This is a genomic window from Variovorax sp. GW822-FHT04E09 (assembly GCF_058800845.1).
This window is the reverse complement of the sequence record NZ_JBXAMR010000006.1, coordinates 351,701-372,475: the sequence shown is the minus strand read 5'-3', so window position 1 is coordinate 372,475 and position 20,775 is coordinate 351,701. Positions and strand designations below refer to the sequence as shown.

General features: G+C 70.7%; 22 protein-coding genes. 6 read left to right on the top strand and 16 right to left on the bottom strand.

Features of this window, described 5'->3' with window-relative positions; translation table 11 throughout:
* Positions 1–5 precede the first annotated feature (5 nt).
* The gene (gene tgt, locus AC1RL8_RS24495) at positions 6–1,178 is read left to right on the top strand and encodes a tRNA guanosine(34) transglycosylase Tgt (protein WP_095950350.1); all 1,173 of its coding nucleotides are present in this window, start codon (positions 6–8) and stop codon (positions 1,176–1,178) included.
* Here tgt and AC1RL8_RS24490 read toward each other — a convergent pair.
* Complete coding sequence (locus AC1RL8_RS24490; RefSeq protein ID WP_492687000.1) at positions 1,175–1,555, bottom strand: hypothetical protein; 381 nt, start codon at positions 1,553–1,555, stop codon at positions 1,175–1,177. The two genes, tgt and AC1RL8_RS24490, sit on opposite strands and share 4 nt — an antisense overlap.
* 135 nt (positions 1,556–1,690) lie before the next feature.
* On the opposite strand from AC1RL8_RS24490, the gene AC1RL8_RS24485 reads away from it, so the two are divergent.
* Positions 1,691–2,473 (top strand): SDR family NAD(P)-dependent oxidoreductase, encoded by a 783-nt coding sequence (locus tag AC1RL8_RS24485; protein WP_492687001.1) that lies wholly within the window; start codon positions 1,691–1,693, stop codon positions 2,471–2,473.
* 71 nt (positions 2,474–2,544) lie between these two features.
* On the opposite strand, the gene AC1RL8_RS24480 is transcribed toward AC1RL8_RS24485, so the two are convergent.
* The 6 genes from AC1RL8_RS24480 to AC1RL8_RS24455 form a co-directional block, all read right to left on the bottom strand.
* The gene (locus AC1RL8_RS24480) at positions 2,545–2,922 is read right to left on the bottom strand and encodes a DUF3597 domain-containing protein (RefSeq protein ID WP_070063202.1); all 378 of its coding nucleotides are present in this window, start codon (positions 2,920–2,922) and stop codon (positions 2,545–2,547) included.
* 91 nt (positions 2,923–3,013) lie between these two features.
* Positions 3,014–4,123 carry a serine endopeptidase gene (locus tag AC1RL8_RS24475; RefSeq protein WP_492687002.1) on the bottom strand — a complete coding sequence of 370 codons (1,110 nt, stop codon included), beginning with the start codon at positions 4,121–4,123 and terminating at the stop codon, positions 3,014–3,016.
* A 43-nt stretch (positions 4,124–4,166) separates the two neighbouring features.
* Positions 4,167–4,967 (bottom strand): DUF2145 domain-containing protein, encoded by an 801-nt coding sequence (locus AC1RL8_RS24470; protein ID WP_307582134.1) that lies wholly within the window; start codon positions 4,965–4,967, stop codon positions 4,167–4,169.
* Positions 4,964–5,410: a hypothetical protein gene (locus AC1RL8_RS24465; protein WP_062477469.1), complete on the bottom strand. Its 447-nt coding sequence runs from the start codon at positions 5,408–5,410 to the stop codon at positions 4,964–4,966. The genes AC1RL8_RS24470 and AC1RL8_RS24465 overlap by 4 nt, the downstream gene beginning before the upstream one ends.
* 210 nt (positions 5,411–5,620) lie before the next feature.
* On the bottom strand, positions 5,621–7,576 hold the full coding sequence (locus AC1RL8_RS24460) for an MFS transporter (RefSeq protein ID WP_492687003.1): 1,956 nt from the start codon (positions 7,574–7,576) through the stop codon (positions 5,621–5,623).
* 62 nt (positions 7,577–7,638) lie between these two features.
* Positions 7,639–8,496, bottom strand: coding sequence for a hypothetical protein (locus AC1RL8_RS24455; RefSeq protein ID WP_492687004.1), 858 nt, complete (start codon positions 8,494–8,496; stop codon positions 7,639–7,641).
* Between the two features lie 138 nt (positions 8,497–8,634).
* Here AC1RL8_RS24455 and AC1RL8_RS24450 point away from each other — a divergent pair, with 138 nt between their 5' ends.
* Positions 8,635–9,369 (top strand): helix-turn-helix domain-containing protein, encoded by a 735-nt coding sequence (locus AC1RL8_RS24450; protein ID WP_062477478.1) that lies wholly within the window; start codon positions 8,635–8,637, stop codon positions 9,367–9,369.
* A gap of 7 nt (positions 9,370–9,376) precedes the next feature.
* On the opposite strand, the gene pyrF is transcribed toward AC1RL8_RS24450, so the two are convergent.
* From pyrF to AC1RL8_RS24420, 6 genes are read right to left on the bottom strand one after another with little or no spacing between them, the layout of a single operon-like run.
* Positions 9,377–10,201 (bottom strand): orotidine-5'-phosphate decarboxylase, encoded by an 825-nt coding sequence (pyrF, locus tag AC1RL8_RS24445; protein WP_062477481.1) that lies wholly within the window; start codon positions 10,199–10,201, stop codon positions 9,377–9,379.
* Between the two features lie 33 nt (positions 10,202–10,234).
* On the bottom strand, positions 10,235–11,086 hold the full coding sequence (locus tag AC1RL8_RS24440; RefSeq protein ID WP_492687005.1) for a uracil-DNA glycosylase family protein: 852 nt from the start codon (positions 11,084–11,086) through the stop codon (positions 10,235–10,237).
* Positions 11,083–11,625 carry a ribosomal protein S18-alanine N-acetyltransferase gene (gene rimI, locus AC1RL8_RS24435; RefSeq protein ID WP_062483095.1) on the bottom strand — a complete coding sequence of 181 codons (543 nt, stop codon included), beginning with the start codon at positions 11,623–11,625 and terminating at the stop codon, positions 11,083–11,085. Before rimI ends, AC1RL8_RS24440 begins: the two co-directional genes overlap by 4 nt.
* Positions 11,622–12,332 carry a tRNA (adenosine(37)-N6)-threonylcarbamoyltransferase complex dimerization subunit type 1 TsaB gene (tsaB, locus tag AC1RL8_RS24430; protein ID WP_492687006.1) on the bottom strand — a complete coding sequence of 237 codons (711 nt, stop codon included), beginning with the start codon at positions 12,330–12,332 and terminating at the stop codon, positions 11,622–11,624. The genes rimI and tsaB overlap by 4 nt, the downstream gene beginning before the upstream one ends.
* Entirely contained in the window at positions 12,325–13,353 is a 1,029-nt protein-coding gene (locus tag AC1RL8_RS24425) for a DMT family transporter (RefSeq protein ID WP_492687007.1), read from the bottom strand. Before AC1RL8_RS24425 ends, tsaB begins: the two co-directional genes overlap by 8 nt.
* A gap of 47 nt (positions 13,354–13,400) precedes the next feature.
* Positions 13,401–14,168: a DeoR/GlpR family DNA-binding transcription regulator gene (locus tag AC1RL8_RS24420; protein ID WP_070063211.1), complete on the bottom strand. Its 768-nt coding sequence runs from the start codon at positions 14,166–14,168 to the stop codon at positions 13,401–13,403.
* A 78-nt stretch (positions 14,169–14,246) separates the two neighbouring features.
* Between AC1RL8_RS24420 and AC1RL8_RS24415 the strand changes: the two genes are divergently transcribed.
* The 3 genes from AC1RL8_RS24415 (at position 14,247) to AC1RL8_RS24405 (ending at position 18,000) form a co-directional block, all read left to right on the top strand.
* Entirely contained in the window at positions 14,247–14,834 is a 588-nt protein-coding gene (locus tag AC1RL8_RS24415; protein ID WP_070063371.1) for an NUDIX hydrolase, read from the top strand.
* A gap of 7 nt (positions 14,835–14,841) precedes the next feature.
* Positions 14,842–16,266, top strand: a complete 1,425-nt coding sequence (gene dacB / locus AC1RL8_RS24410; protein WP_492687008.1) for a D-alanyl-D-alanine carboxypeptidase/D-alanyl-D-alanine endopeptidase — start codon at positions 14,842–14,844, stop codon at positions 16,264–16,266.
* A 132-nt stretch (positions 16,267–16,398) separates the two neighbouring features.
* Positions 16,399–18,000, top strand: coding sequence for an alpha/beta hydrolase family protein (locus AC1RL8_RS24405; RefSeq protein WP_492687094.1), 1,602 nt, complete (start codon positions 16,399–16,401; stop codon positions 17,998–18,000).
* Between the two features lie 25 nt (positions 18,001–18,025).
* On the opposite strand, the gene AC1RL8_RS24400 is transcribed toward AC1RL8_RS24405, so the two are convergent.
* From AC1RL8_RS24400 to purE, 3 genes are read right to left on the bottom strand one after another with little or no spacing between them, the layout of a single operon-like run.
* Complete coding sequence (locus AC1RL8_RS24400; protein WP_492687009.1) at positions 18,026–19,027, bottom strand: L-threonylcarbamoyladenylate synthase; 1,002 nt, start codon at positions 19,025–19,027, stop codon at positions 18,026–18,028.
* Positions 19,024–20,217, bottom strand: coding sequence for a 5-(carboxyamino)imidazole ribonucleotide synthase (locus AC1RL8_RS24395; RefSeq protein WP_062481925.1), 1,194 nt, complete (start codon positions 20,215–20,217; stop codon positions 19,024–19,026). The genes AC1RL8_RS24400 and AC1RL8_RS24395 overlap by 4 nt, the downstream gene beginning before the upstream one ends.
* On the bottom strand, positions 20,214–20,759 hold the full coding sequence (gene purE / locus AC1RL8_RS24390; protein ID WP_492687010.1) for a 5-(carboxyamino)imidazole ribonucleotide mutase: 546 nt from the start codon (positions 20,757–20,759) through the stop codon (positions 20,214–20,216). Before purE ends, AC1RL8_RS24395 begins: the two co-directional genes overlap by 4 nt.
* Between the last annotated feature and the right edge of the window lie 16 nt (positions 20,760–20,775).

Here is a 20,775-nt window from a genome sequence, read left to right as displayed (position 1 = left end):
ACATCATGCTGAACTTCGAACTCCTCAAGACCGACCCCGACAGCCACGCGCGCCGCGCCACGCTCACGCTCAACCACGGCAAGGTCCAGACGCCGATCTTCATGCCCGTGGGCACCTACGGCACCGTCAAGGGCGTGATGCCGCGCAGCCTCGAAGAGATGGGCGCGCAGATCATCCTGGGCAACACCTTCCACCTGTGGATGCGCCCGGGTCTGGACGTGATGGCGAGCTTCGGCGGGCTGCACCAGTTCGAGAAATGGGACAAGCCCATCCTCACCGACTCGGGCGGTTTCCAGGTGTGGTCGCTGGGCGCGATGCGCAAGATCAGCGAAGAGGGCGTGAAGTTCGCGTCGCCCGTCAACGGCGACAAGCTGTTCCTCACGCCCGAGGTCTCGATGCAGATCCAGACCATCCTGAACAGCGACATCGTGATGCAGTTCGACGAGTGCACGCCCTACGACACCAAGGGCCACATCACGACCGAGGCCGAGGCGCGCGTCTCGATGGAGCTGAGCCTGCGCTGGGCCAAGCGCTGCCAGGCCGAGTTCACGCGCCTTTCGAACCCGAACGCGCTGTTCGGCATCGTGCAGGGCGGCATGTTCGAGAACCTGCGCGAAGAGTCGCTGGCGGCGCTGGTCGACATGGACTTCCCCGGCTACGCCATCGGCGGCGTGAGCGTGGGCGAGCCCAAGGAAGAGATGCTGCACATCATGGGCCACACGCCGCACCGGCTGCCGGCGAACAAGCCGCGCTACCTGATGGGCGTGGGCACGCCCGAGGACCTGGTGCAGGGCGTGGCCGACGGCGTGGACATGTTCGACTGCGTGATGCCCACGCGCAATGCGCGCAACGGCACGATGTTCACGCGCTTCGGCGACCTGAAGATGCGCAACGCGCGCCACAAGAGCGACCCGCAACCGGTCGACCCGAGCTGCACCTGCCACGCCTGCGCCGGCACCTCGGGCGTGTCGTGGAACGACGGCGGGCGCGAAGGCTTCAGCCGCGCCTACCTGCACCACCTGGACCGCTGCGGCGAAATGCTCGGGCCGATGCTGTGCACCATCCACAACCTGCACTACTACCTGAACCTGATGACGGAGATCCGCGCGGCGCTCGACGCGGGCACGTTCACGGAATTCCGCGCGCAGTTCAAGGCCGACCGCGCACGCGGCGTCTAGGACTTCGCGGCGCCCGGGGGCTGGATGGCCAGCGGCGTCGCGTAGGGTTCGATGCGCAGCAGCTCGTTCCTGAAGATCACGACCTGCCTGAGCGGCGCCTGCACCAGCGCCCCGCTCGCGTCCTTGTGCGAGGCGTACTGCCAGAGCGTGAGCTGGCCCTTCTCGGCCAGCATGGCTGCAAGCCGCTGCACGGGCGGCGCCGTGCCGGCGCCCAGTTGGGCCGCCTCGATGCCCACCACGATGTCGTCTCGCGGCGAGACCACCTTGAAGAGCAGCACGGGCGCCGGTGCCTGCGCCTGTGCGCGGACGTGCCTCGCCGCGAAGGCGGCCGGAAGCAGCGCGAGGCCGAAGACGAAGCGGCGGTTGAAGGAGCTCATGGGCCGAAGCGTATGCCTGCAATGGCGCCCTGCCCACAGGCCGGAAGCCATACGCCGGGTGGAGGCCCGGCCGGCACCAGGGACGCCGTCATCCGGTACGCTTGCCCTGTCTTCACTGCGGTTGTCCTCACCCTCATGACCAACGCCTCCCCACCCACGGCCTATACCGCCCGCTACCCCTCGCTGGCCGGCCGCACCGTGTTCATCTCGGGCGGCGCCAGTGGCATCGGCGAATCGCTGGTGCGGGCCTTTCATGCCCAAGGCGCGAAGGTCGGCTTCTGCGACCTCGACACGGCCGCCGGCAGCGCGCTCGCCGCGCAGCTGCAAGGCGCGCACCCCGCGCTGTTCGTGCCCTGCGACGTGACCGACACCGCCGCCCTCGCCGCCGCCATCGACGCGGTGCGCCAGCGCTTCGGGCCGGTGTCGGTGCTGCTGAACAACGCGGCCAACGACCGGCGCCACGAGATGGCCGACGTGACCAGCGACGACTTCGACCGCCTCGTGGCCGTCAACCTCAAGCACCAGTTCTTTGCTGCGCAGGCGGTGGCCGACGACATGCGCGCGCTGGGCGGCGGCTCGATCGTCAACTTCGGCTCGATCAGCTGGCTCATGAAGGGCCGCGGCTACCCGGTCTACCAGGCCTGCAAGGCGGGCGTGAACGGCCTCACGCGCTCGCTGGCGCGCGACCTGGGCAAGCAGAACATCCGGGTCAACACGATCATGCCGGGCTGGGTGATGACCGAGCGGCAGATCAAGCTGTGGGTGAAGCCCGAGTCGGGCGCGGAGATCGATGCGGCCCAGTGCCTGCCGGGCCGCGTGATGGCGGAAGACATCGCCGCGATGGCGCTGTTCCTCGCGGCCGACGACTCGCGCATGTGCACCGCGCAGGACTACGTGGTGGACGCAGGCTGGACCTGAAGCGCTTCAACGGTCGCCCCAAGGAAAAAGCCCGGCATGCCGGGCTTTTTGCTGCGTGGGTGGCGGGACGATCAGTCGCGCAGTTCGGCTGGCAGCGTGCCGCCATTGGCGGCGATGCGGCTCATCACCTGCTTGTGCAGGCCGATGTTCCATTCGGCCGAACCCGGTTCGCCGTTGCTGTAGAGGATTTCGCTGGCCAGTTCCTTGCGCGCGGCGAGGCTGCTGTCCAGGCCCAGCAACTTGAGCAGGTCGACGATCGAGGTGCGCCAGTTCAGGCCGGCGGCACCGGGCATGGCGTCCAGGACGGCGGGCACGTCGCCCAGCGGGATCGCGGGCGGCGGTGCGGCAACGGCCGGCGCGCCGGGTGCAGCCGCCGGCGGTGCGGCGACGACTTCAGCGGCGTTGGCCGACGGGAAAATCTTGGAAAAAATCTTGCCGAAAATGCTCATGGGTGTGCTCCGTCAATGTGAATGGGAAAACCCGCGGCACGGCGTTGCGTGACGCAGCCCGGGGTTGTAGCACGACCGTGCGGCGCTTTCGCTACGTGGCCGGCTGAACCGGTGCGCCCGGCGTGACCGATTGCGCAGTGGCGGTCACAGGTGTATGCGGCGCCTGCGCAGCGGCCGAGGTACCGCAGGCATGGCAGAACTTGGAGAACGCGCTCTTGCGCGTGCTGCAGTGGCCGCAGTGGTCGAACAGGCCAATGCCGCAGTGCGGGCAGAAGTCGATCTCGTTGTTCTTCAGGTCGACCGGCCGCTCGCAGCCGGGGCACACGCTCTTGGCCAGGCGGGCCAGCGCGACGTCGTAGCTCAGCTCTTCGCGGCGCACCTGGTCGGGCTGCTGCTCGGCGAGCTTCTGGCGCGCCAGGTAGCGGTTGAGCGCCACGATGGCGTAGCGCCCCACCAGCACGGTGAGCACGATGCCCACCACGTAGCGCACGTAGCCGCCGTAGCTCGGCAGGTAGGGCACCAGCTCGACGAAGAAGGCAAACAGCGCAAAGAAGATGAAGCCCCACACGAAGGGCCAGTAGGTGCTCTTGCGCTTCTTCACGAACAGCCAGCCCGCCACCAGCAGCAGCGGCAGGGTCAGCGCGAGCCGGTAGCCGAACACGCGCAGTTCGACGCGGCGGTACTCGGCGTCCAGGCGCTGCTGCGCGTCGTGCTCCAGCACGCCCAATGCCGCGCGCGCACGCTGCTCGGCCTGGCGCGCGTCGAGCGCGATCTGGCGCTGCGCGTCGGCCTTGCGCTGCGCCGCGTCTTCCTTCTGCTTGAAGGCGTCGAGCGCCTTGGTGCGCGCGATGAGCTCGGTGTCCTGGTCGGGCTGCGCGGTGGCGCGGCGCGTGGCGATCCAGTTGCCGAAGGTCTCGCGCGCGTTGGCGCTGGCCTGCTGCGCGGTGTTGAGCTGCAGCTGCGCCTGGTCGAGGTCGCGCGCGGCCTGCAGCTCGGCGGCCTCCGAGGCCTTGATGGTGGCGCGCAGCGGCTCGGCCGCGGGCTTGTCGATGAAGTCGTCGAGCACGCGCACGCGCTCGACCTGCGGCAGGTCGCCCACGATCGTGCTGCCCAGCCCGATCAGGAAGCTCGCGAACACGAACGCCACCAGCCACAGGCCGCGGCGGAACCACTTCTCGGACAGGCGCAGGGATTTGCTCATGGTCTTTCCTTCGTTCTTTCTTTTCTTCGTTGCTTCTCTTCGCTCAGAGCTTGAGTGTGACCGGCGCCGCGCCTAAGCCCGCACGCGGCAGCCAGGCGAACACCGAGTCGACGGTCACGGTCTCGATGCGGTCCGAAAACCGCTTCTCGTTCGGATGATCGTCGAAAGCGATGTTGGCCGAGCCCACGCGCCCGCCCAGGCGGGTCAGCGGGCCGAGGTTCAGCGTGGTGGGCTCGTAGCCTTTGAACTGCAGCCAGGCCTGCGCCTGCGCGCGGGTGCCGATGGTGGCGGGCTCCATCGCCGCGGCCAGGGTCTCGATGGCCCACTGGTTCGACTGCTGGTACTTCTGGCCCCAGGCGTAGCTCACGATGCTGTAGGGCGCCACGTTCAGGCGCACGAGGCGCGCGTCGGGCTCGCGCAGCGCGGCCATCAGCTGCGCCTGCACCGCGGGCGTCGGCACGGACCAGGCGGCCTCGTAGCGCCACAGGTCGTCGAGGAAGAACTCGCCCAGCCCCTGCCGGTAGACCGCGGCCACCGCGGTGCCGCAGTGGTTGAGCTTGTGCACCACGCGCCACGGGCCCTCGTCGGTCTTGTAGGCGATGCCCAGGTGCGAATAGCGCAGGCCGTACTTGCTCAGGTCCTGTCCGGCGCGCGCCAGGATGACCACGCGCGCGCCACTCGCATCGAGCTGCTGCGAGGTGCGCTCGGCCAGCTGCATGCCCTTGACGATCAGCGCCGGCGTCGGCCTGACCTGTTCGCACGAGCGGCCGGCATTCGCCTGCAGCGGCAGCACCGCAGCGATGGCGAACGCCAGCAGCAGCGCGGGGCGCACGGCGGGTTTCACGACAGTCTTTCGTTGTGGAGCAGTGCGCGGCCGACCGCGTTGGGCACGAAGGCCAGCACCTCGCCCGCGGCCGAGAGCACGACGCCCGTGCCGATCACGCTGACGACCACGGCCGTGCCGGCGGCCGCCGACACGCCACGGGTGGCGCGCCCCATCACCTTGACGCTGGCGCGGGCGCCGTCCGAGGCGCGTTCGAGCAGGTAGACGGTGCCGTCGACCGAGGCCTCGACCGCGATCACCGTGAGCACCGAACCGCCCACCGACAGCGCCGCGGGCACAGCGACCACCGCGGTGGCCGACGCACCGACGACCGAAGCGGCGCCGACCACCGAGGCCACGGGCAGCAGCGACAGCGCGGCCGAGGCCTCGCTCTGGGCCCGTGCGGGCAGCGGCGTCGCGACACCCGCGAACGCGGCGCAGGCGGCGAAGGCCAGGGCGGCCATCGACCGCGCCAGGGCGGTCCTGCGCGAAGCCGGCAGGTCGCGCTGGGTGATCGAAACGGTGGAGGATGAGAGGGGTTGCATGAAGGCCTCGCGGCGCAGTGAAGGTGAGCGAATGATGGTTCGCCTTCACGCCGCGGGGCTCGAATACTTCAACCAGTTGCGATCCTGACATCCCGCAGTATCCCGAAGAGATACTTTGGGGCGAACGCCTCAGGAGGCCAGCAGGCCGGCCACGCGCTGGCGCAGCGTCTCGGGCTGCACTTCCTGCGGCGCCACGGGGTGGCCGACGCGCAGGCCCACGCGACTGAAGAAGCCGCGACGGAAAGGCTTGGCCATGGCGACCTGCTGGCCGCCGCGCAGCTCGATGCGGCTGAAGTACGAGCCCCAGAGGTTGGTCAGCGCCATCGGGACCACGGGCGGCTCGATGCCTTCGGCGCGTGCGCCCTCGAGGATCTTCATCACACCGCCCTTGAAGGGCTGCAGCTCGCCGTCGCGCGTGATCGCGCCTTCGGGGAAGATGCCCAGCAGGTCGCCCTCGCGCAGCACGCCGACGGCCTTGGCAAAGGCCGCCTCGTACGCGGCCGGGTCTTCCTTCTGCGGCGCGATCGGGATGGCCTTGGCCAGCTTGAACAGCCAGCCGAGCACCGGCACCTTGAAGATGCGGTGGTCCATGATGAAGCGGATCGGGCGCGGGCTCGCGGCCATCAGCAGCACCGCGTCGATGAAGCTCACGTGGTTGCACACCAGCACGGCGGCGCCCTCGGTGGGAATGTGCTGGTCGTCCTTGATGTCGAAGCGGTACACGAAGCGCGACAGCACCCAGGCCACGAAGCGCAGCAGGTACTCGGGCACCAGCATGAAGATGTAGAACGCCACCACCGCGTTGGCGATGCCGGTGAACAAAAAGATCTGCGGGATGGTGAAGCCCGCGCCCAGCAGCGCGCCGGCCAGCACCGAGCTGCCGATCATGAAGAGCGCGTTGAGGATGTTGTTCGCCGCGATGATCCGCGCGCGGTGCGTGGGCTGGCTGCGCAACTGGATCAGCGCGTACATCGGCACGCTGTACAGACCCGCGAAGAGCGACAGCAGCCCCAGGTCGGCCATCACGCGCCAGTGCGCCGGCTGCTGCATGAAGGCGCCCAGGCCCATGCCGGCCGAAGGCGGCAAGGCGCGCGAGGCAAAGTACAGGTCAATGGCGAACACACTCATGCCGATGGCGCCCAGCGGCACGAGGCCGATTTCCACCTGCCGGCGGCTCAGCGTCTCACACAGCAGCGAGCCCACGCCGATGCCCACCGAGAACACCACCAAGAGCAGCGACGCCACCTGCTCGTCGCCGTGCAGCACTTCCTTCGCGAAGCTGGGGAACTGGCTCAGGAACACCGCGCCGAAGAACCACATCCACGAGATGCCCAGCAGCGAGCGGAACACCACGATGTTCTCGCGCGCCAGCATCAGGTTGCGCCAGGTTTCGCTGAAGGGGTTCCAGTTGATGACCAGGCTGGGGTCGGTGGCCGGCGCGGGCGGAATGGCCTGCGCCACGCCGCGCCCCACCAGCGCCAGCAGCAGGCAGGCCACGGCCACCGTGGTGTGGCCGATCTGCGGCATCGCCACCAGCAGCCCGCCCGCCACCTGGCCCAGCAGGATGGCGACGAAGGTGCCCATCTCGACCATGCCGTTGCCGCCCGTGAGCTCGCGCGAGTCGAGCACCTGCGGCAGGTAGGCGAACTTGACCGGCCCGAACAAGGTGGAGTGCAGCCCCATGAGGAACACGCAGCCCAGCAGTACCACCGCGTCGGCGCGCACGAAACCCCAGGCGGCGATCACCATGATGGCGATCTCGAGGTTCTTGACGAAGCGGATCATCTTCGTCTTGTCGAACTTGTCGGTCAGCTGCCCGGCCGTGGCCGAGAACAGCAGGAAGGGCAGGATGAACAGCGCACCGATCACCAGCCCCGCCATCGCCGGCGGCATCCAGCTCAGTTGCAGCTGGTAGGTCACCATGACGGTGAAGGCGAACTTGAAGAGGTTGTCGTTCGCGGCCCCCGCGAACTGGGTCCAGAAGAAGGGCGCGAAGCGCCGCTGGCCGAGCAGGGCGAACTGGTTCGCGTGGGCGTTGGGCTCATGCACCACGGGCGCAGTCGCGGCGGCGGCGGGGGTTGTCATGCGATGCAATCTCCTCTTTGTCTTCTACCGCTGCGCCACGGGCGTTCCGTGGTCAGGCCGCGTCATGCCGCGATCGCGGCAGGGTCGGGATTGTGCCGCAGCAGGGTGGCGCGCCAGCCCTTTTCGAGGCGGTACAGCGCCATCAGCACGGGCAGGCCGGCCAGCGACGCCACCAGGTGCTTGAGCGTGTGGCCCGACACGAGGTGGCCGGTGGCTTCGTAGATGGCGTGGTCGCCCAGTTCGCAAATCTTGGCCAGCACGTAGAACGCGATCACCCAGCCCAGCTTGAGCCCGACGGCGCCGCGCATCGGCGTGGCCAGCGCCAGCGTGAGCACCACCGCCATGCCGCCGAACTGCACCAGCGCCCAGGGCAGCACGTTGCCGGTTTCCTGGCAGACCTCGGCCGCCAGCAGGCCGGCCGTGAGCACGAACCAGGCGGCCGGCCAGCCGGCGCGCTGGCTGACGCGTTCGCAGACGGCGATGCCGATCAGGCCCGCGAAGGCCACGGCCATGCCGGCGCGGTCGGCGGCGAGGCGGGGCGCGTCGGGCATCAGGTGATAGAAGGCCGAGCCGGCGGCGGTGGCGATCAGGCCGGCGAAGAACAGCCAGGCGCAGTCCAGCGTGTTGTCCGGCGGGTCGTTGGCGGGCGGCGCCAGCGGGAACCCGGCCAGTGCCTCCTGGTGCGAGCGGTCGATGCGGTTGAGCCGGTACAGCCCCAGGCAGCCGATCGCCAGGAACGGCAGGTTGCTCAGCACGTCCATCGCGTTGGGCAGGTGGAACAGCGGCCGGTTGTCGGCGAACACGGAGGCGATCGCCACGTCGGCGGCCGGCAGCGCCGGGCCGAAGAAGGCGATCAGCAAGAGCAGCGCGAAGGTGAACAACAGTCCGCGTTCGCGGCGTGTCAGGGTGGGCAGAAGCATGGCGTTCCTCGGTGGGGTGGTGGCTGGCGGGTGGAATCTAGTTGCCAGCCCTCCCCCAGGCATCGAGAATCGATACGAGGCACTATTTCACTCCCTTCGGTATCCTTTTTCTATACCTTCAACCCGTACCCTCCCTTCATGAGCACCACCGTCGACCTGGTCCAGGCCCTCAAGAACGAACTCAAAAGCGCCCGCATGACGTATGCCGACCTGGCCCGGTCGCTGGACATGGCGGAGTCCAGCGTCAAGCGCATGCTGGCCAAGAGCGACATGCCGCTGTCGCGCGTCGATGCGATCTGCCGCGCCCTGAAGATCGATTTCGCCGAGCTGGCGCGGCGCGTGGCCGACGCGCAGCCACTGCTGAAGGAGCTGACCCACGAGCAGGAAAAGGCCGTGGTCAAGGACAAGAAGCTGCTGCTGGTGGCGATCAGCGTGCTGAGCCAGTGGACGCTGGAGCAGATCGTGTCGTCGTACCGGATCACCGAGGCCGAGTGCATCGGCTGCCTGGCGCAGCTGGACCGCATCGGCATCATCGAGCTGCGCCCGCTCAACCGGTACCGCCTGAAGCTCGCCAAGACCTTCCGCTGGCGCCCGCACGGCCCGGTGATGGAGTTCTTCCGCGAGAACGTGGTGCTCGACTACTACAAGGGCGGTTTCGACGGCCCGGCCGAAGGGCTGCTGCTGGTGCACGGCTCGATCAGCCGGTCGCTGGCGCCCGCCTTCATGGAGCGGCTGCAGCGCGTGGCGCAAGACTTTGCGCAGCAGCACCAGACCGACCAGAAGCTGTCGGCCAAGGACCGCGAGGGCTACACCCTGCTGCTGGGCATGCGCAACTGGGAGTTCGAGCTCTTCACCCGCCTCCGCAGAAACTGAAGGCCCGTCAGGGCTTCGCTGCTTCCAATGCGTCGCGCGTGGTGCGCGCGGCGTTCTTCGCGGCGTCGGCGAAGTCTTCGCCCGACGAGGCGTAGATGATCGCCCGCGACGAGTTCACGATGATCGGCGCGTCGGCGCGCCAGCCGGCGCGCACGGTGGCGACCGCGTCGCCGCCCTGGGCACCGACGCCCGGGATCAGCAGCGGCACCGTCGGCGCGAGTTCGCGCACGCGCTCGATCTCGGCCGGGTAGGTCGCGCCCACCACGAGACCGAGCTGGCCGTTGAGGTTCCACGGGCCCTGCGCCAGGCGGGCGACGTGCTCGTACAGGAAGGGCTGGCCCTCGACGCTGGCCAGGCGCTGGCCCTGCAGGTCGGAACCGCCGGGGTTGCTGGTGCGGCACAGCAGAAAGGCGCCCTTGCCTTCGTACTGGAGATACGGCGCGACCGAGTCGAAGCCCATGAAGGGCGACAGGGTCACGGCGTCGGCGCCGTAGCGCTCGAAGGCTTCGAGCGCGTACTGCTCGGCGGTGGAGCCGATGTCGCCGCGCTTGGCGTCCAGGATGGTGGGCACGTGGGGCGCATTGCGGCGCATGTGCTCCATCAGGCGCTCGAGCTGGTCTTCGGCGCGGTGGGCCGCGAAGTAGGCGATCTGGGGCTTGAAGGCGATGACCAGGTCGGCCGTCGCGTCGACGATGCGCGCGCAGAAGTCATAGATGCGGCTGGCGTCGCCCTTGTACGCCCCCGGGAATTTGGCTGGCTCCGGGTCGAGGCCCACGCAGAGCAACGAACCGTTGGTTTGCTGTGCAGCGGCCAGCTTGTCGAGGAAAGTCATGGGGCCCGATTTTACGGACCCCGCCCGCCGGCCTCAGGCTGTGGGGGAGGCCTGCTCTGCGGCCAGGCACAGGTCGGCCCAGGCGCGGGCCTTGTCGGCCGGGTTGCGCAGCAGGTAGGCGGGGTGGTACGTCGCCACGACGGGCACGCCGTTCGCCGACGCCAGCGGGACCGCGCGACCGCGCAGCTTGCCCAGCGGATCGCGGCTTTGCATCAGGCTCTGCGCGGCCAGCGGGCCCATCGCCAGCACGACGCTCGGCGCCAGCGCCGCAGCGTGGGCGTCGAAGGCGGCGTCGATCGGCTGCGGGCTGCCGGGCTGGCCGGCGGCCACGCCGCGGTGCGTGCGCATCAGGTGCACGGGCGTGCGGCCGTCGTGCAGTTTCAGCGCGCGCAGCATGTTGTCGAGCAGGCGGCCGGCGTCGCCCGCGAAGGGCTCGCCGTGGCGACCGTCGGCCTCGGGCGGCATATCGGCCACGACCAGCCAACCGCCCTGCACCGGCGCCGTGGCATCGGCCTTGTCGGCGTACAGGCGGCAGGGTGCTTCGACCAGCACGGCGGCGCCTTGCGCGACAGGCGGCGCTGCGACAGGACGCGGTGCCGGGGCTGCCACGGGGCGGGCGACGGGTGCGGGTGCCGGGCGCGGCGGGGGCGGCGGGGGCGGCGGGGGCGGCGCGTCGTAAGACTGGTCGCGATCGTCGAGCTCCAGCGGCGGGCCTTCGGGCATGTCGGGCATGCCGGAATCAGCGGCCACGGGAGCCTCCGGCTCGGCTTCGACTTCGATCTCGGGCTCCGGCGGCACGGGCCACCAGACCTTCACGCCCATTTCGTCGAGCATGGCGCGCTGGCGCGCGTCCAGGCGCAGGGTGTGGACCGCGGTGTCCGTCATCGCAAAGCTCCCCAGGCGGAGCCTGTTTCGTTGAGGCGCATGCTCATGACGACCGCGTCTTCGCGCTTGCCGTCGAACGCCGGGTAGTAGCCCTTGCGCACGCCGACGCTGCGAAAGCCTTGCCGCAGGTAGATGTCGAGCGCACGCCGGTTGCTTTCGCGTACCTCGAGCCACAGCCACAGCGCGCCCTCGCCGCGCGACCAGCCGGCCAGCGCCTCGAGCATGAGCGGCGCCCAGCCCTGGCGCTGGAAGGCCGGCGCCACGGTGATGTTGAGCAGGTGCACCTCGTCCACGCCCTTCATGGCGACGAAGTAGCCGATCAGCGTTTCGCCCAGGCTGGTGCAGGGCGACTCGACACCCGGCGCCACGCCGGGCGCCAGCAGGCACTGGCAGTGGTAGCCCACGGCCATCGAATCGGTGAAGTTGGCGCGCGTCCAGGGGTGCGTGTAGGCCGTCTGCTCGACCGCGCACACGGCATCGATCCGCTCGACGGTGAGCGGTTCAAGACGGGCTTCGACGGACTGGAGGACGGCGCTCATGCGGGGTTCGGTGGAACGGCGGCCGCCGCCTTGATGGCGGCGCGTTCCTCGGTGGTTTGCGCCACTTTATCGCGAACATAGAGCGGCCAGGCCTGTGCGGCGGGCACGGTACGTCCGGCCGCGAGCAGCGCGGGCGCCAGCCGCAGCATGGCGGCGGCCGTGGGCAGCACCTCGTGGCGCGCCGTGGCGCTCGCCAGGCGCGGGCCGTAGGCGGTGAAGGCATTGCCGGCAAGCGCCCAGCCGGCCGGCACCTCGAGCGCATCGGGGGCCAGCAGCAGCGGCTCGGGGTCGCCGCCGAACGGGCCGGCGGAGGCGAAGTCGTAGTGCGCGGCGTAGAGCTGGTCCATGCGCGCGTCGAGCACGGCCACCACGCGCTGCGCGCCGAAGGCATGGCGCGCCTCGTCGGCCACGGCCAGCAGGGTGTCGACCGGCAGCAGCGGCACCTTGGCGCCGAAGGCCAGGCCCTGCGCCACCGAGCAGGCGGTGCGCAGGCCGGTGAAGGAGCCCGGGCCGCGCCCGAAGACGATGGCGTCGAGTTCGGCCAGCGCGAGCCCCGCGTCGGCGAGCAGCTCGCGAATCAATGGCAGCAGCGTGCTCGACGCCTGCGCGCCGCCCACGCCGCTGTGCGCCAGCACGCGGTCGCCGTGGCGCACCGCGACCGACAGGTGCTCGGTGCTCGTGTCGAAGGCCAGCAACTTGTCAGACATTGGGACGCCCCATTCCCGCCGGGCACGGCGTCGGGCAGACCGGCGCCGGCGCGGCGGCGCGCACGGCCGCTTTGCGCACGCCGAACAGGATGCCGGCCGTCACCAGCGCGAGGCCGGCGACCAGGCTCCAGTGCATCGGTTCGTCCAGCCACAGCACCGCGCCGAAGGCCGACAGGCCCGGCACCAGCGCCGTGATCATGGTGGTGCGCACGGGGCCGAAGTGCTGGATCATCTTCGTGAAGGTGATGCCCGAGATCACCACCGAGCCGACGCCCTGGAAGGCCATCTGGAACGCGACCTCGCCCCACGGCGCGCTGCCGATGTGGCTCACGACCGCGCCCGACGCCACCAGCAGCGTGTAGACCGGCACGTAGGTCATGAGCGCGAACACGGTGATGGCGATGGTCGCGCGCACGGCGTCCAGGCCGTGGCGGCGCGCCACCACGCTGTAGCAGGCCCAGCAGAAGGCGGCGCCCATGAACATCAGGTCGCCCTTCCAGACCTCGCCGCCCTCGAAGGCGTGCAGCAGGCTGCGCCCACCGACCACGAGGTCGCCCGCGACGATCATCGCCAGGCCGATCGCGCGCGTGGGCGTGATGCGGTCGCGCAGCACCAGCGCGGCCAGCAGCGTGGTCCACAGCGGCAGGCTGCCGGGCATCAGCACGGCGGCATGGCCGGCCGGTGCGAAGAAGAAGCCGCTGTAGGCGATGAGCGCGTAGGCCACGCCGCCGAAGATGCCGGCGGTGGCGGTCACGCGTAGCGACAGCGGCGACAGGCCGAAGAACGAGGACACGGCGCCGCGGTGCTTCGTCGCCAGCCACGCGCCCCAGGGCACCAGCACCAGGCTGGCGCCGCAGACGCGCGCAAAGGCCAGGTCGAAGGGCGTGAGCGAGCGCGCGGCCGAGGCGCGCGCGATGAGGATGAAGGCGGTCCAGACCACGACGGTGACCACGGCCGCGCCGATGCCGAGCATGCGGGGAGACAGGAGGGGCGGGGAGGTCTGCGGGGGCGCGGCGGGCATCCCGCCATTATCGAGGGCGGGCCCCGGCCGCGCAGGGGCGGGGCGAATCAGCCGGCCTCGTCGGCGCGCAGGATCGCCAGCCCCGCCGCGCGCAGCGGCGCCAGCGCCTGCTCGGGCGCCTGCGGCGCCACCAGCAGCTGCGTCGCGTCCGCCAGCGGACTGACCACCCAGGCCGACGCGGCCCCGAGCTTTTCGGACGAAGCCAGCACGACGGTCTCGGCCGCCGCGGCCATCAGCGCGCGCTTGATCTCGGCCTCTTCCGCGTCGCCCGTGGTCAGGCCCGCCTCGGCGTGCACCCCGGTGGCGCCCATGAAGTAGGTGTCGGCATGGATGCGCGAAATGGCCGCCATGGCCGCTGCGCCGACCGCCACCATCGAATGCCGGAAGAGGCGACCGCCGATCAGCACCACCTCGATGCCGGCGTGCGCCGCCAGCTCGACCGCCACCGACGGGCTGTGCGTGACCACCGTGGCCTGCAGCGCGAGCGGCAGGTGGCGCGCCAGCTGCACGGCCGTGGTGCCGCCGTCGATGAACACCACCTGCCCCGGCTTCACGAGGCGCGCGGCGGCGCGGCCGATGGCCACCTTTTCGTCGGGCGCGAGCTGCTGGCGCCCGCTGAAGTCGGCCTCGGCCGCCGCCACCGGCAGCGCGCCGCCGTGCACGCGCTGCAGCAGCCCTTCGGCCGCGAGCTCGCGCAGGTCGCGGCGGATGGTGTCTTCGGACAGGGCCAGTTCCTCGCTGAGCGCCTTGGCGACGACCTGGCCGTCGCGCCGCAGGACCGAGAGGATGTGTTGCTTGCGCGGTCGGGTGAGCATGGGCCGATGGTAACGGGTTTGCACGTTATTGCACGAATCTTCTTGATATTGCACGAATTCGGTTCTATGCTCGCCGGCATGACCATTCACGACCGCGTCCGGGTGCACGAAGTCACCCTCCTGTCCGACAACTGGTACACGCTGCGCACCACCGCCTTCGACTGGCGACGCAATGACGGCGAGTGGCAGCGCATGCACCGCGAGACCTACGACCGCGGCAACGGCGCCACGCTGCTGCCCTATCACCTGGGCCAGCGCACGGTGCTGCTCACGCGGCAGTTCCGCTACCCGGCCTTCGTCAACGGCCACGACGACCTGCTGATCGAGGCGGCTGCGGGCCTGCTGGACAACGCTGCGCCCGAGGAGCGCATCCGCGCCGAGGTGGAAGAAGAACTGGGCTACCGGCTCGGCACCGTGCAGAAGGTGTTCGAGAGCTTCATGAGCCCAGGCTCGGTGACCGAGAAGCTGCACTTCTTCGTCGCGCCCTACGAGGCCTCGATGCGCGTGGGCGCAGGCGGCGGGCTGGCGGAGGAGGGCGAGGACATCGAGGTGCTCGAGTTGGGCATCGACGAGGCGCTGGCCATGGTGGCCGACGGCCGCATCGCCGACGCCAAGACGATCATGCTGCTGTACCACGCGAAGCTGCACGTGTTCCCGCCGGGATAATCCGCGGATGCCTTTTGCCTCCCGCCGTGCGCAGACCTTCGCACTGACCCTCGCCCTGCTGGCCCCGGCCGGCGCCCTCGCCCAGCAAGCCCTTCCGCCCCAGGTCGATGCCGCCCTCGCGCGCGCCAAGGTGTCGCGCGAGGCCGTGACCCTGCTCGTGGCCGATGCCGACGCGGGCCGCGCGCCGCGCCTGGCCTGGCGCTCGCAGGTGCCGGTGAACCCGGCCTCGATCATGAAGCTGGTGACCACCTACGCGGCGCTCGACCTGCTCGGCCCGGCCTACAGCTGGAACACGCCGGTCTACGTCGAGGGCACGGTGGCCAACGGCGTGCTCAACGGCAACCTCTACATCAAGGGCCAGGGCGATCCCAAGCTGGTGCTGGAGCGCGTGTGGCTGCTGCTGCGCCACGTGCAGGGCCTGGGCATCACCACCGTGAGCGGCGACATCGTGATCGACCGCAGCGCCTTCGAGACCACGGTCGAGAACGACCCGGCCGCCTTCGACGGCGAGCCGCTGCGCCCCTACAACGCCTCACCCGATGCGCTGCTGGTGAACTTCAAGTCGGTGAACATGACCTTCGCGCCCGACCGCGCGGGCCAGTTCGCGCGCGTGAGCTACGAGCCCCCGCTGGCCAGCGTGGCGATGCCGCCCACCGTGCCGCTGGCGCCCGGCGAATGCGGCGACTGGCGCGGCGCGCTCAAGCCCGACTTCAGCGACGTGAACCGCATCCGCTTCAACGGCGGCTTTCCCACCGGCTGCGGCGAGAAGAGCTGGGCCGTGGCCTACGCCGACCCGCGCACCTACAGCCTGCGCGCCATCGGCGGCATGTGGGCCGAGATGGGCGGGCGCGTGGGCGGCCAGATGCGCGAGGGCCGCGTGCCCGCGGGCCTGAAGCCGGCCTTCGACTTCGAATCGCCGCCGCTGGCCGAGGTGGTGCGCGACATCAACAAGTACAGCAACAACGTGATGGCGCAGCAGGTGTTCCTCACGCTGGGCCTCACGCAGAAGCAGCGCGGCACCTTCGAGGCCTCGCGCAGCGCGCTGGGCCAGTGGTGGCGCGAGCGCATCGGCACCGGCGAGGCCTCGCCGGTGTTCGAGAACGGCTCGGGCCTGTCGCGCGACGAGCGCATCAGCGCCGCCGCGCTCGGCAAGATGCTGCAGGTGGCGTGGCGCTCGCCCGTGATGCCCGAGCTGATGGCCTCGCTGCCCGCGATGGGCGTGGACGGCACGCTGAAGCGGCGCACGCTGCGCTCGGGCGGCGCGGCCCACCTGAAGACCGGCACGCTGCGCGACGCCTCGGGCGTGGCCGGCTACGTGCACGGCGCGAGCGGCCGGCGCTACGTGCTGGTGGCCATCGCCAACGGCGAGAACGCCGGCGCCGCGCGCGCCGCCTTCGATGCGCTGATCGACTGGACCGCGCAGGACCAGTGACTCGGACGGGGCCGAGCCGCCCCGCTACTGAATAGGTTCTGCTCGCAAACGCTGCTTGCGCGCGGCCATGGCGCTGCCCAGAATCGGACGCTCGTTCGTTTTCGATACCTATCCAGGAGACGCGTCTTGACCTTGCAGCACCCACGGCATTCACAGCCCTCGTCCTTCCCGGTCCGCCGGGTCACCGCCACGGCGACGCTCGCCGGCGCCACGTTGCTGCTCGCCGCCTGCGGCGGGGGCGGCGGTGGGGGCGGCGTCGGCATCGGCTTTCCGCCGCCGGGCGGCGGCAGCGACACCGGGCGCGGCTCGGTCGTCACCAGCCCGCCCGAGCAGGGCACCAAGCTCACGGCCGACCAGTTCAGGGCCAGCCTGCAGGCCTCCGACCAGGGCAAGGCGCTGCTGCAGGTCACCGGCGCGCCCAAGTGCGGCGTCGACATGCGCTACCTCGAATACCGCACCGTCGGCGGCAAGAACGAAGCCACCAACGCCACCGCCGCGATCATGGTGCCCTCGGGTTCCGACGTCGCCTGCAGCGGCGCGCGCCCGGTGGTGCTGTACGCGCACGGCACCACGCCGGCGCGCAACTACAACCTCGCCAAGTGGACCGACACCACCCAGCCGGCCGCCGGCGAGGGCCTGATGGTGGCCGCCATGTTCGCGGCGCAGGGCTACATCGTGGTGGCGCCCAACTACGCGGGCTACGACAAGTCGACGCTGCCCTACCACCCCTACCTCAACGGCGAGCAGCAGGGCAAGGACATGGTCGATGCGCTCACCGCGGCGCGCAAGACCTTCTCGGACATCGGCGCGAACGACGCCGGTTCACTGTTCATCACCGGCTACTCGCAGGGCGGCTACGTGGCGATGGCCGCGCACCGCGAGATGCAGGCCACCGGCAAGACCGTGACGGCCTCGGCCCCGCTGGCCGCGCCCTCGGCCATCAGCCTCCTGACCGACTACACCTACCTGGGCTGGCCGGCACTGGGCGCCACGCTGTTCGTGCCGCTGCTGTCGACCAGCTGGCAGCAGCAGTTCGGCAACGTCTACAACAGCACCAGCGACGTCTACGAGGCGCAGTACGCCACCGGCATCGACACCCTGCTGCCCACCCTCACGCCGGGCACGCTGTTCTCCAGCGGCAAGCTGCCGCAGCTGGCGCTGTTCCCGGCCGACGGCAAGCCGGGCCCGGTGAGCCCCGAGCTGGCGATCTTCTATGGGGCCAACAACCTCATCAAGCAGAGCTTCCTCACGCAGGCGGCCACCGACATCCAGTCGAACCCCTGCCCCGGCAACGCGCTGCCGGCCACGGCCGCGTCGCTCGGCTCGGCCTCGCCGCTGGACTGCAAGCCGTCCACGGGCTTCCGCAAGGCGGCCATCGCCAACGACCTGCGCAACTGGGTGCCGACCAAGCCGATGCTGCTGTGCAGCGGCGCGAACGACCCGACCGTGAACTTCCTGAGCACGCGCGCCACGGCCGGCTACTTCCGTGCCAAGGGCATGCCGGCCGCCGCGCTCGCGGTGGTCGACCTGGAAGACCGCGGCACCACCGACAGCTACTCGGCGGCACGCGCCGGCTTCGCGCAGGCCAAGGACCTGCTGACGCAGAGCACGCCGGGCAGCGCCGCCGACAAGGCGCGCGCCGTGACCGCGGCCTACCACGGCACGCTGGCGCCGCCGTTCTGCCTGGCGGCAGCACGCGGGTTCTTCCAGGGTGTGTTGGCGGCGGGAGGCTAAACCCCCGCGGCCTGAGAGGCGTTGATCAGGCCGCTGCAGCGCGCTGCAAGCGGTCCTTGACGCCTTCCCACTCGGGCGTGTCGGGCGGCGTCTCGACCCAGATCAGCTTCACGCCCTGCGCGTCGAACTCGCGCAGCACCGCGAACAGCTGCTGCGCGGTGGCCGCCGCGTCATCGGGCATGCGCCGCAGCAGCACGCGCTGCGAGCGGCTGCGCACGTTGCTGCGCGTCCACACGGCGATGTGCGCGGCGTTGGCACCGAGCACATCGAGGCCGGTCTGGATGGCCTTGGGGTCCATCAGCCGCACCTTGGCGTCGGGCGCGTAGTGCGCCTCCAGCGTGCCCGAGGCGCGCGGGTCGGGCGTGTCGAGCACCTCGCGGTCGCGCAGCGGCTCGCCGACGGCGGCCTCGATCTGGTCGCGCGTGATGAGGCCCGGGCGCAGCAGCACGGGCGCGCCGCGGCTGCAGTCGACGATGGTCGATTCGATGCCCACTTCGCAGGCGCCGCCGTCGACGACGAGCAGCGCGTCGCCGAACTCGTCGTGCACGTGCTGCGCCGTGGTCGGGCTCACGCGGCCGAAGCGGTTGGCGCTGGGCCCCGCCAGGCCGGGCACGCCTTGCTCGGCGCAGGCTTCGAGCAGCGCCTGCGCCACCGGGTGCGCGGGGCAGCGCAGGCCGATGGTGTCCTGCCCGCCGGCCGCCGCCGTGCCCACGCCGGGCTGGCGCGTGACGATCAGCGTCAGCGGGCCGGGCCAGAAGGCCTGCACGAGTTTCTGCGCAAAAGGCGGCAGCGGCTGGGCGAAGCGCGACAGCGCCTGCGCGCCCTTGGCGCCCGCCGCCACGTGGACGATCAACGGATGGTCGGCCGGCCGGCCCTTGGCCGCGAAGATGCCGGCGACGGCGGTGTCGCTGCTGGCATCGGCGCCCAGGCCGTAGACGGTCTCGGTCGGGAAGGCGACCAGCCCGCCCGCGCGCAGCACGCGCGCGGCTTCGGCGATGGCGTCGGGAGCGCGGCCGTCGAGGATCATGCGAGCGCCGGCAGGCCCAGCAGCAGCGCGGCCTGCGAGGCATTGGCGCGCACGCTCTCGAGCGTGGCGCCGGTGAGGGTCAGGTGACCCATCTTGCGGCCGCGGCGCGGTGCCAGCTTGCCGTACAGGTGCAGATGGGTGCCGGGCAGGGCCAGCACCTCGCTCCAGCGCGGCGCGACCGGCTTGGCGCCGTCGCCTTCGCCGCCCGGGAACCACAGGTCGCCCAGCAGGTTGAGCATGACGGCGGGGCTGTGCTGGCGCGGTGCGGTCAGCGGCAGGCCGGCGAGGGTGCGCACCTGCAGCTCGAACTGCGACACGTCGCAAGCCTCCATGGTGTAGTGGCCGCTGTTGTGCGGGCGTGGCGCCATTTCGTTCACCACCAGCGAGCCGTCGGCCAGCGCGAAGAACTCGACGCACAGCACGCCCACGTAATCGAGGCCGCTGGCGATGCTCTTGGCGGAATTGACCGCGCCCTGCGCCACGGTCTTGGGCATGTTCTGCGGGTGCACTTCGGTCACGGCGAGGATGCCGTCGCGGTGCAGGTTGCGCTGCGGCGGGAAGTGCACGATCTGGCCGTCGCGGCCGCGCGCCAGGATCACCGAGCACTCGAACTCGAGCGGCAGCATCTTCTCGAGCACGCAGGGCACGCAGCCGGCGGCCTGCCAGGCCTCGACCAGCTCGGCGCGCGTCTTCACGCGCTGCTGGCCCTTGCCGTCGTAGCCCAGGCGGGCGGTCTTGAGGATGCCGGGCAGCAGCTGGTCATCAACAGCGGCCAGTTGCTCCGCGGTCTCGATGACGGCGTAGGGCGCGCAGGGCACGCCGCAGCGCGTGAAGTGCGCCTTCTCCGCGATGCGGTCCTGCGCGATGGCGATGGCCGAGGCGGCGGGCGACACCGGCCGCGCCACCGCCAGGTGCTCCAGCGAGGGCGCGGGCACGTTCTCGAACTCGGTCGTCACCGCGTCGGCCAGGCCGGCCAGGCGGGCCAGGCCGTCGACGTCGGCGTAGTCGGTGTGGATGTGGTGGTGGCTCACGCGGCCGGCGGGGCTGTCGGCGTCGGGGTCGAGCACCGCGGTGAAGTAGCCCATGCGCTGGGCCGCGTGCGCGAACATGCGCCCGAGCTGGCCGCCGCCGAGCACGCCGAGCGTGGCGCCCGGGAGGATGGGCAGGTCGCCCGAATGGCCGGTGCTCACAGTGCCCCCCCGCCTTGCGGCGAGAAGGGCGACACCGCCGCACCCGCTTCGGGCGGCGGCAGCGCCATGGCCTCCGCTGCGGCGGTCTGGGCCGTGCGGAAGGCGTCGAGCTTGGCGCGCAGCGCCGGGTTGTTCACCGCCAGCATGGCCACGGCGAACAGCGCCGCGTTGGCCGCGCCAGCCGTGCCGATGGCAAAGGTGGCCACGGGCACGCCCTTGGGCATCTGCACGATGCTGTAGAGGGAATCGACGCCCTGCAGGTGGCGGCTGGCCACCGGCACGCCGAGCACCGGCACCGTGGTTTTCGACGCCAGCATGCCCGGCAGGTGGGCCGCGCCGCCCGCCCCGGCGATGATCGCCGTGAGCCCGCGCCCGGCGGCGCTTTCGGCGTACGCGAACAGCGCATCGGGCATCCGGTGGGCCGAGACCACCTTCGCTTCGTGGCTGATTCCGAATTGCTGGAGAATCTCGACCGCGTGGCGCATCGTCTCCCAATCGGAGTTCGAGCCCATCACTACACCGACCTGAATGGTTTCGTTCATGGTTTCAATTTTACGT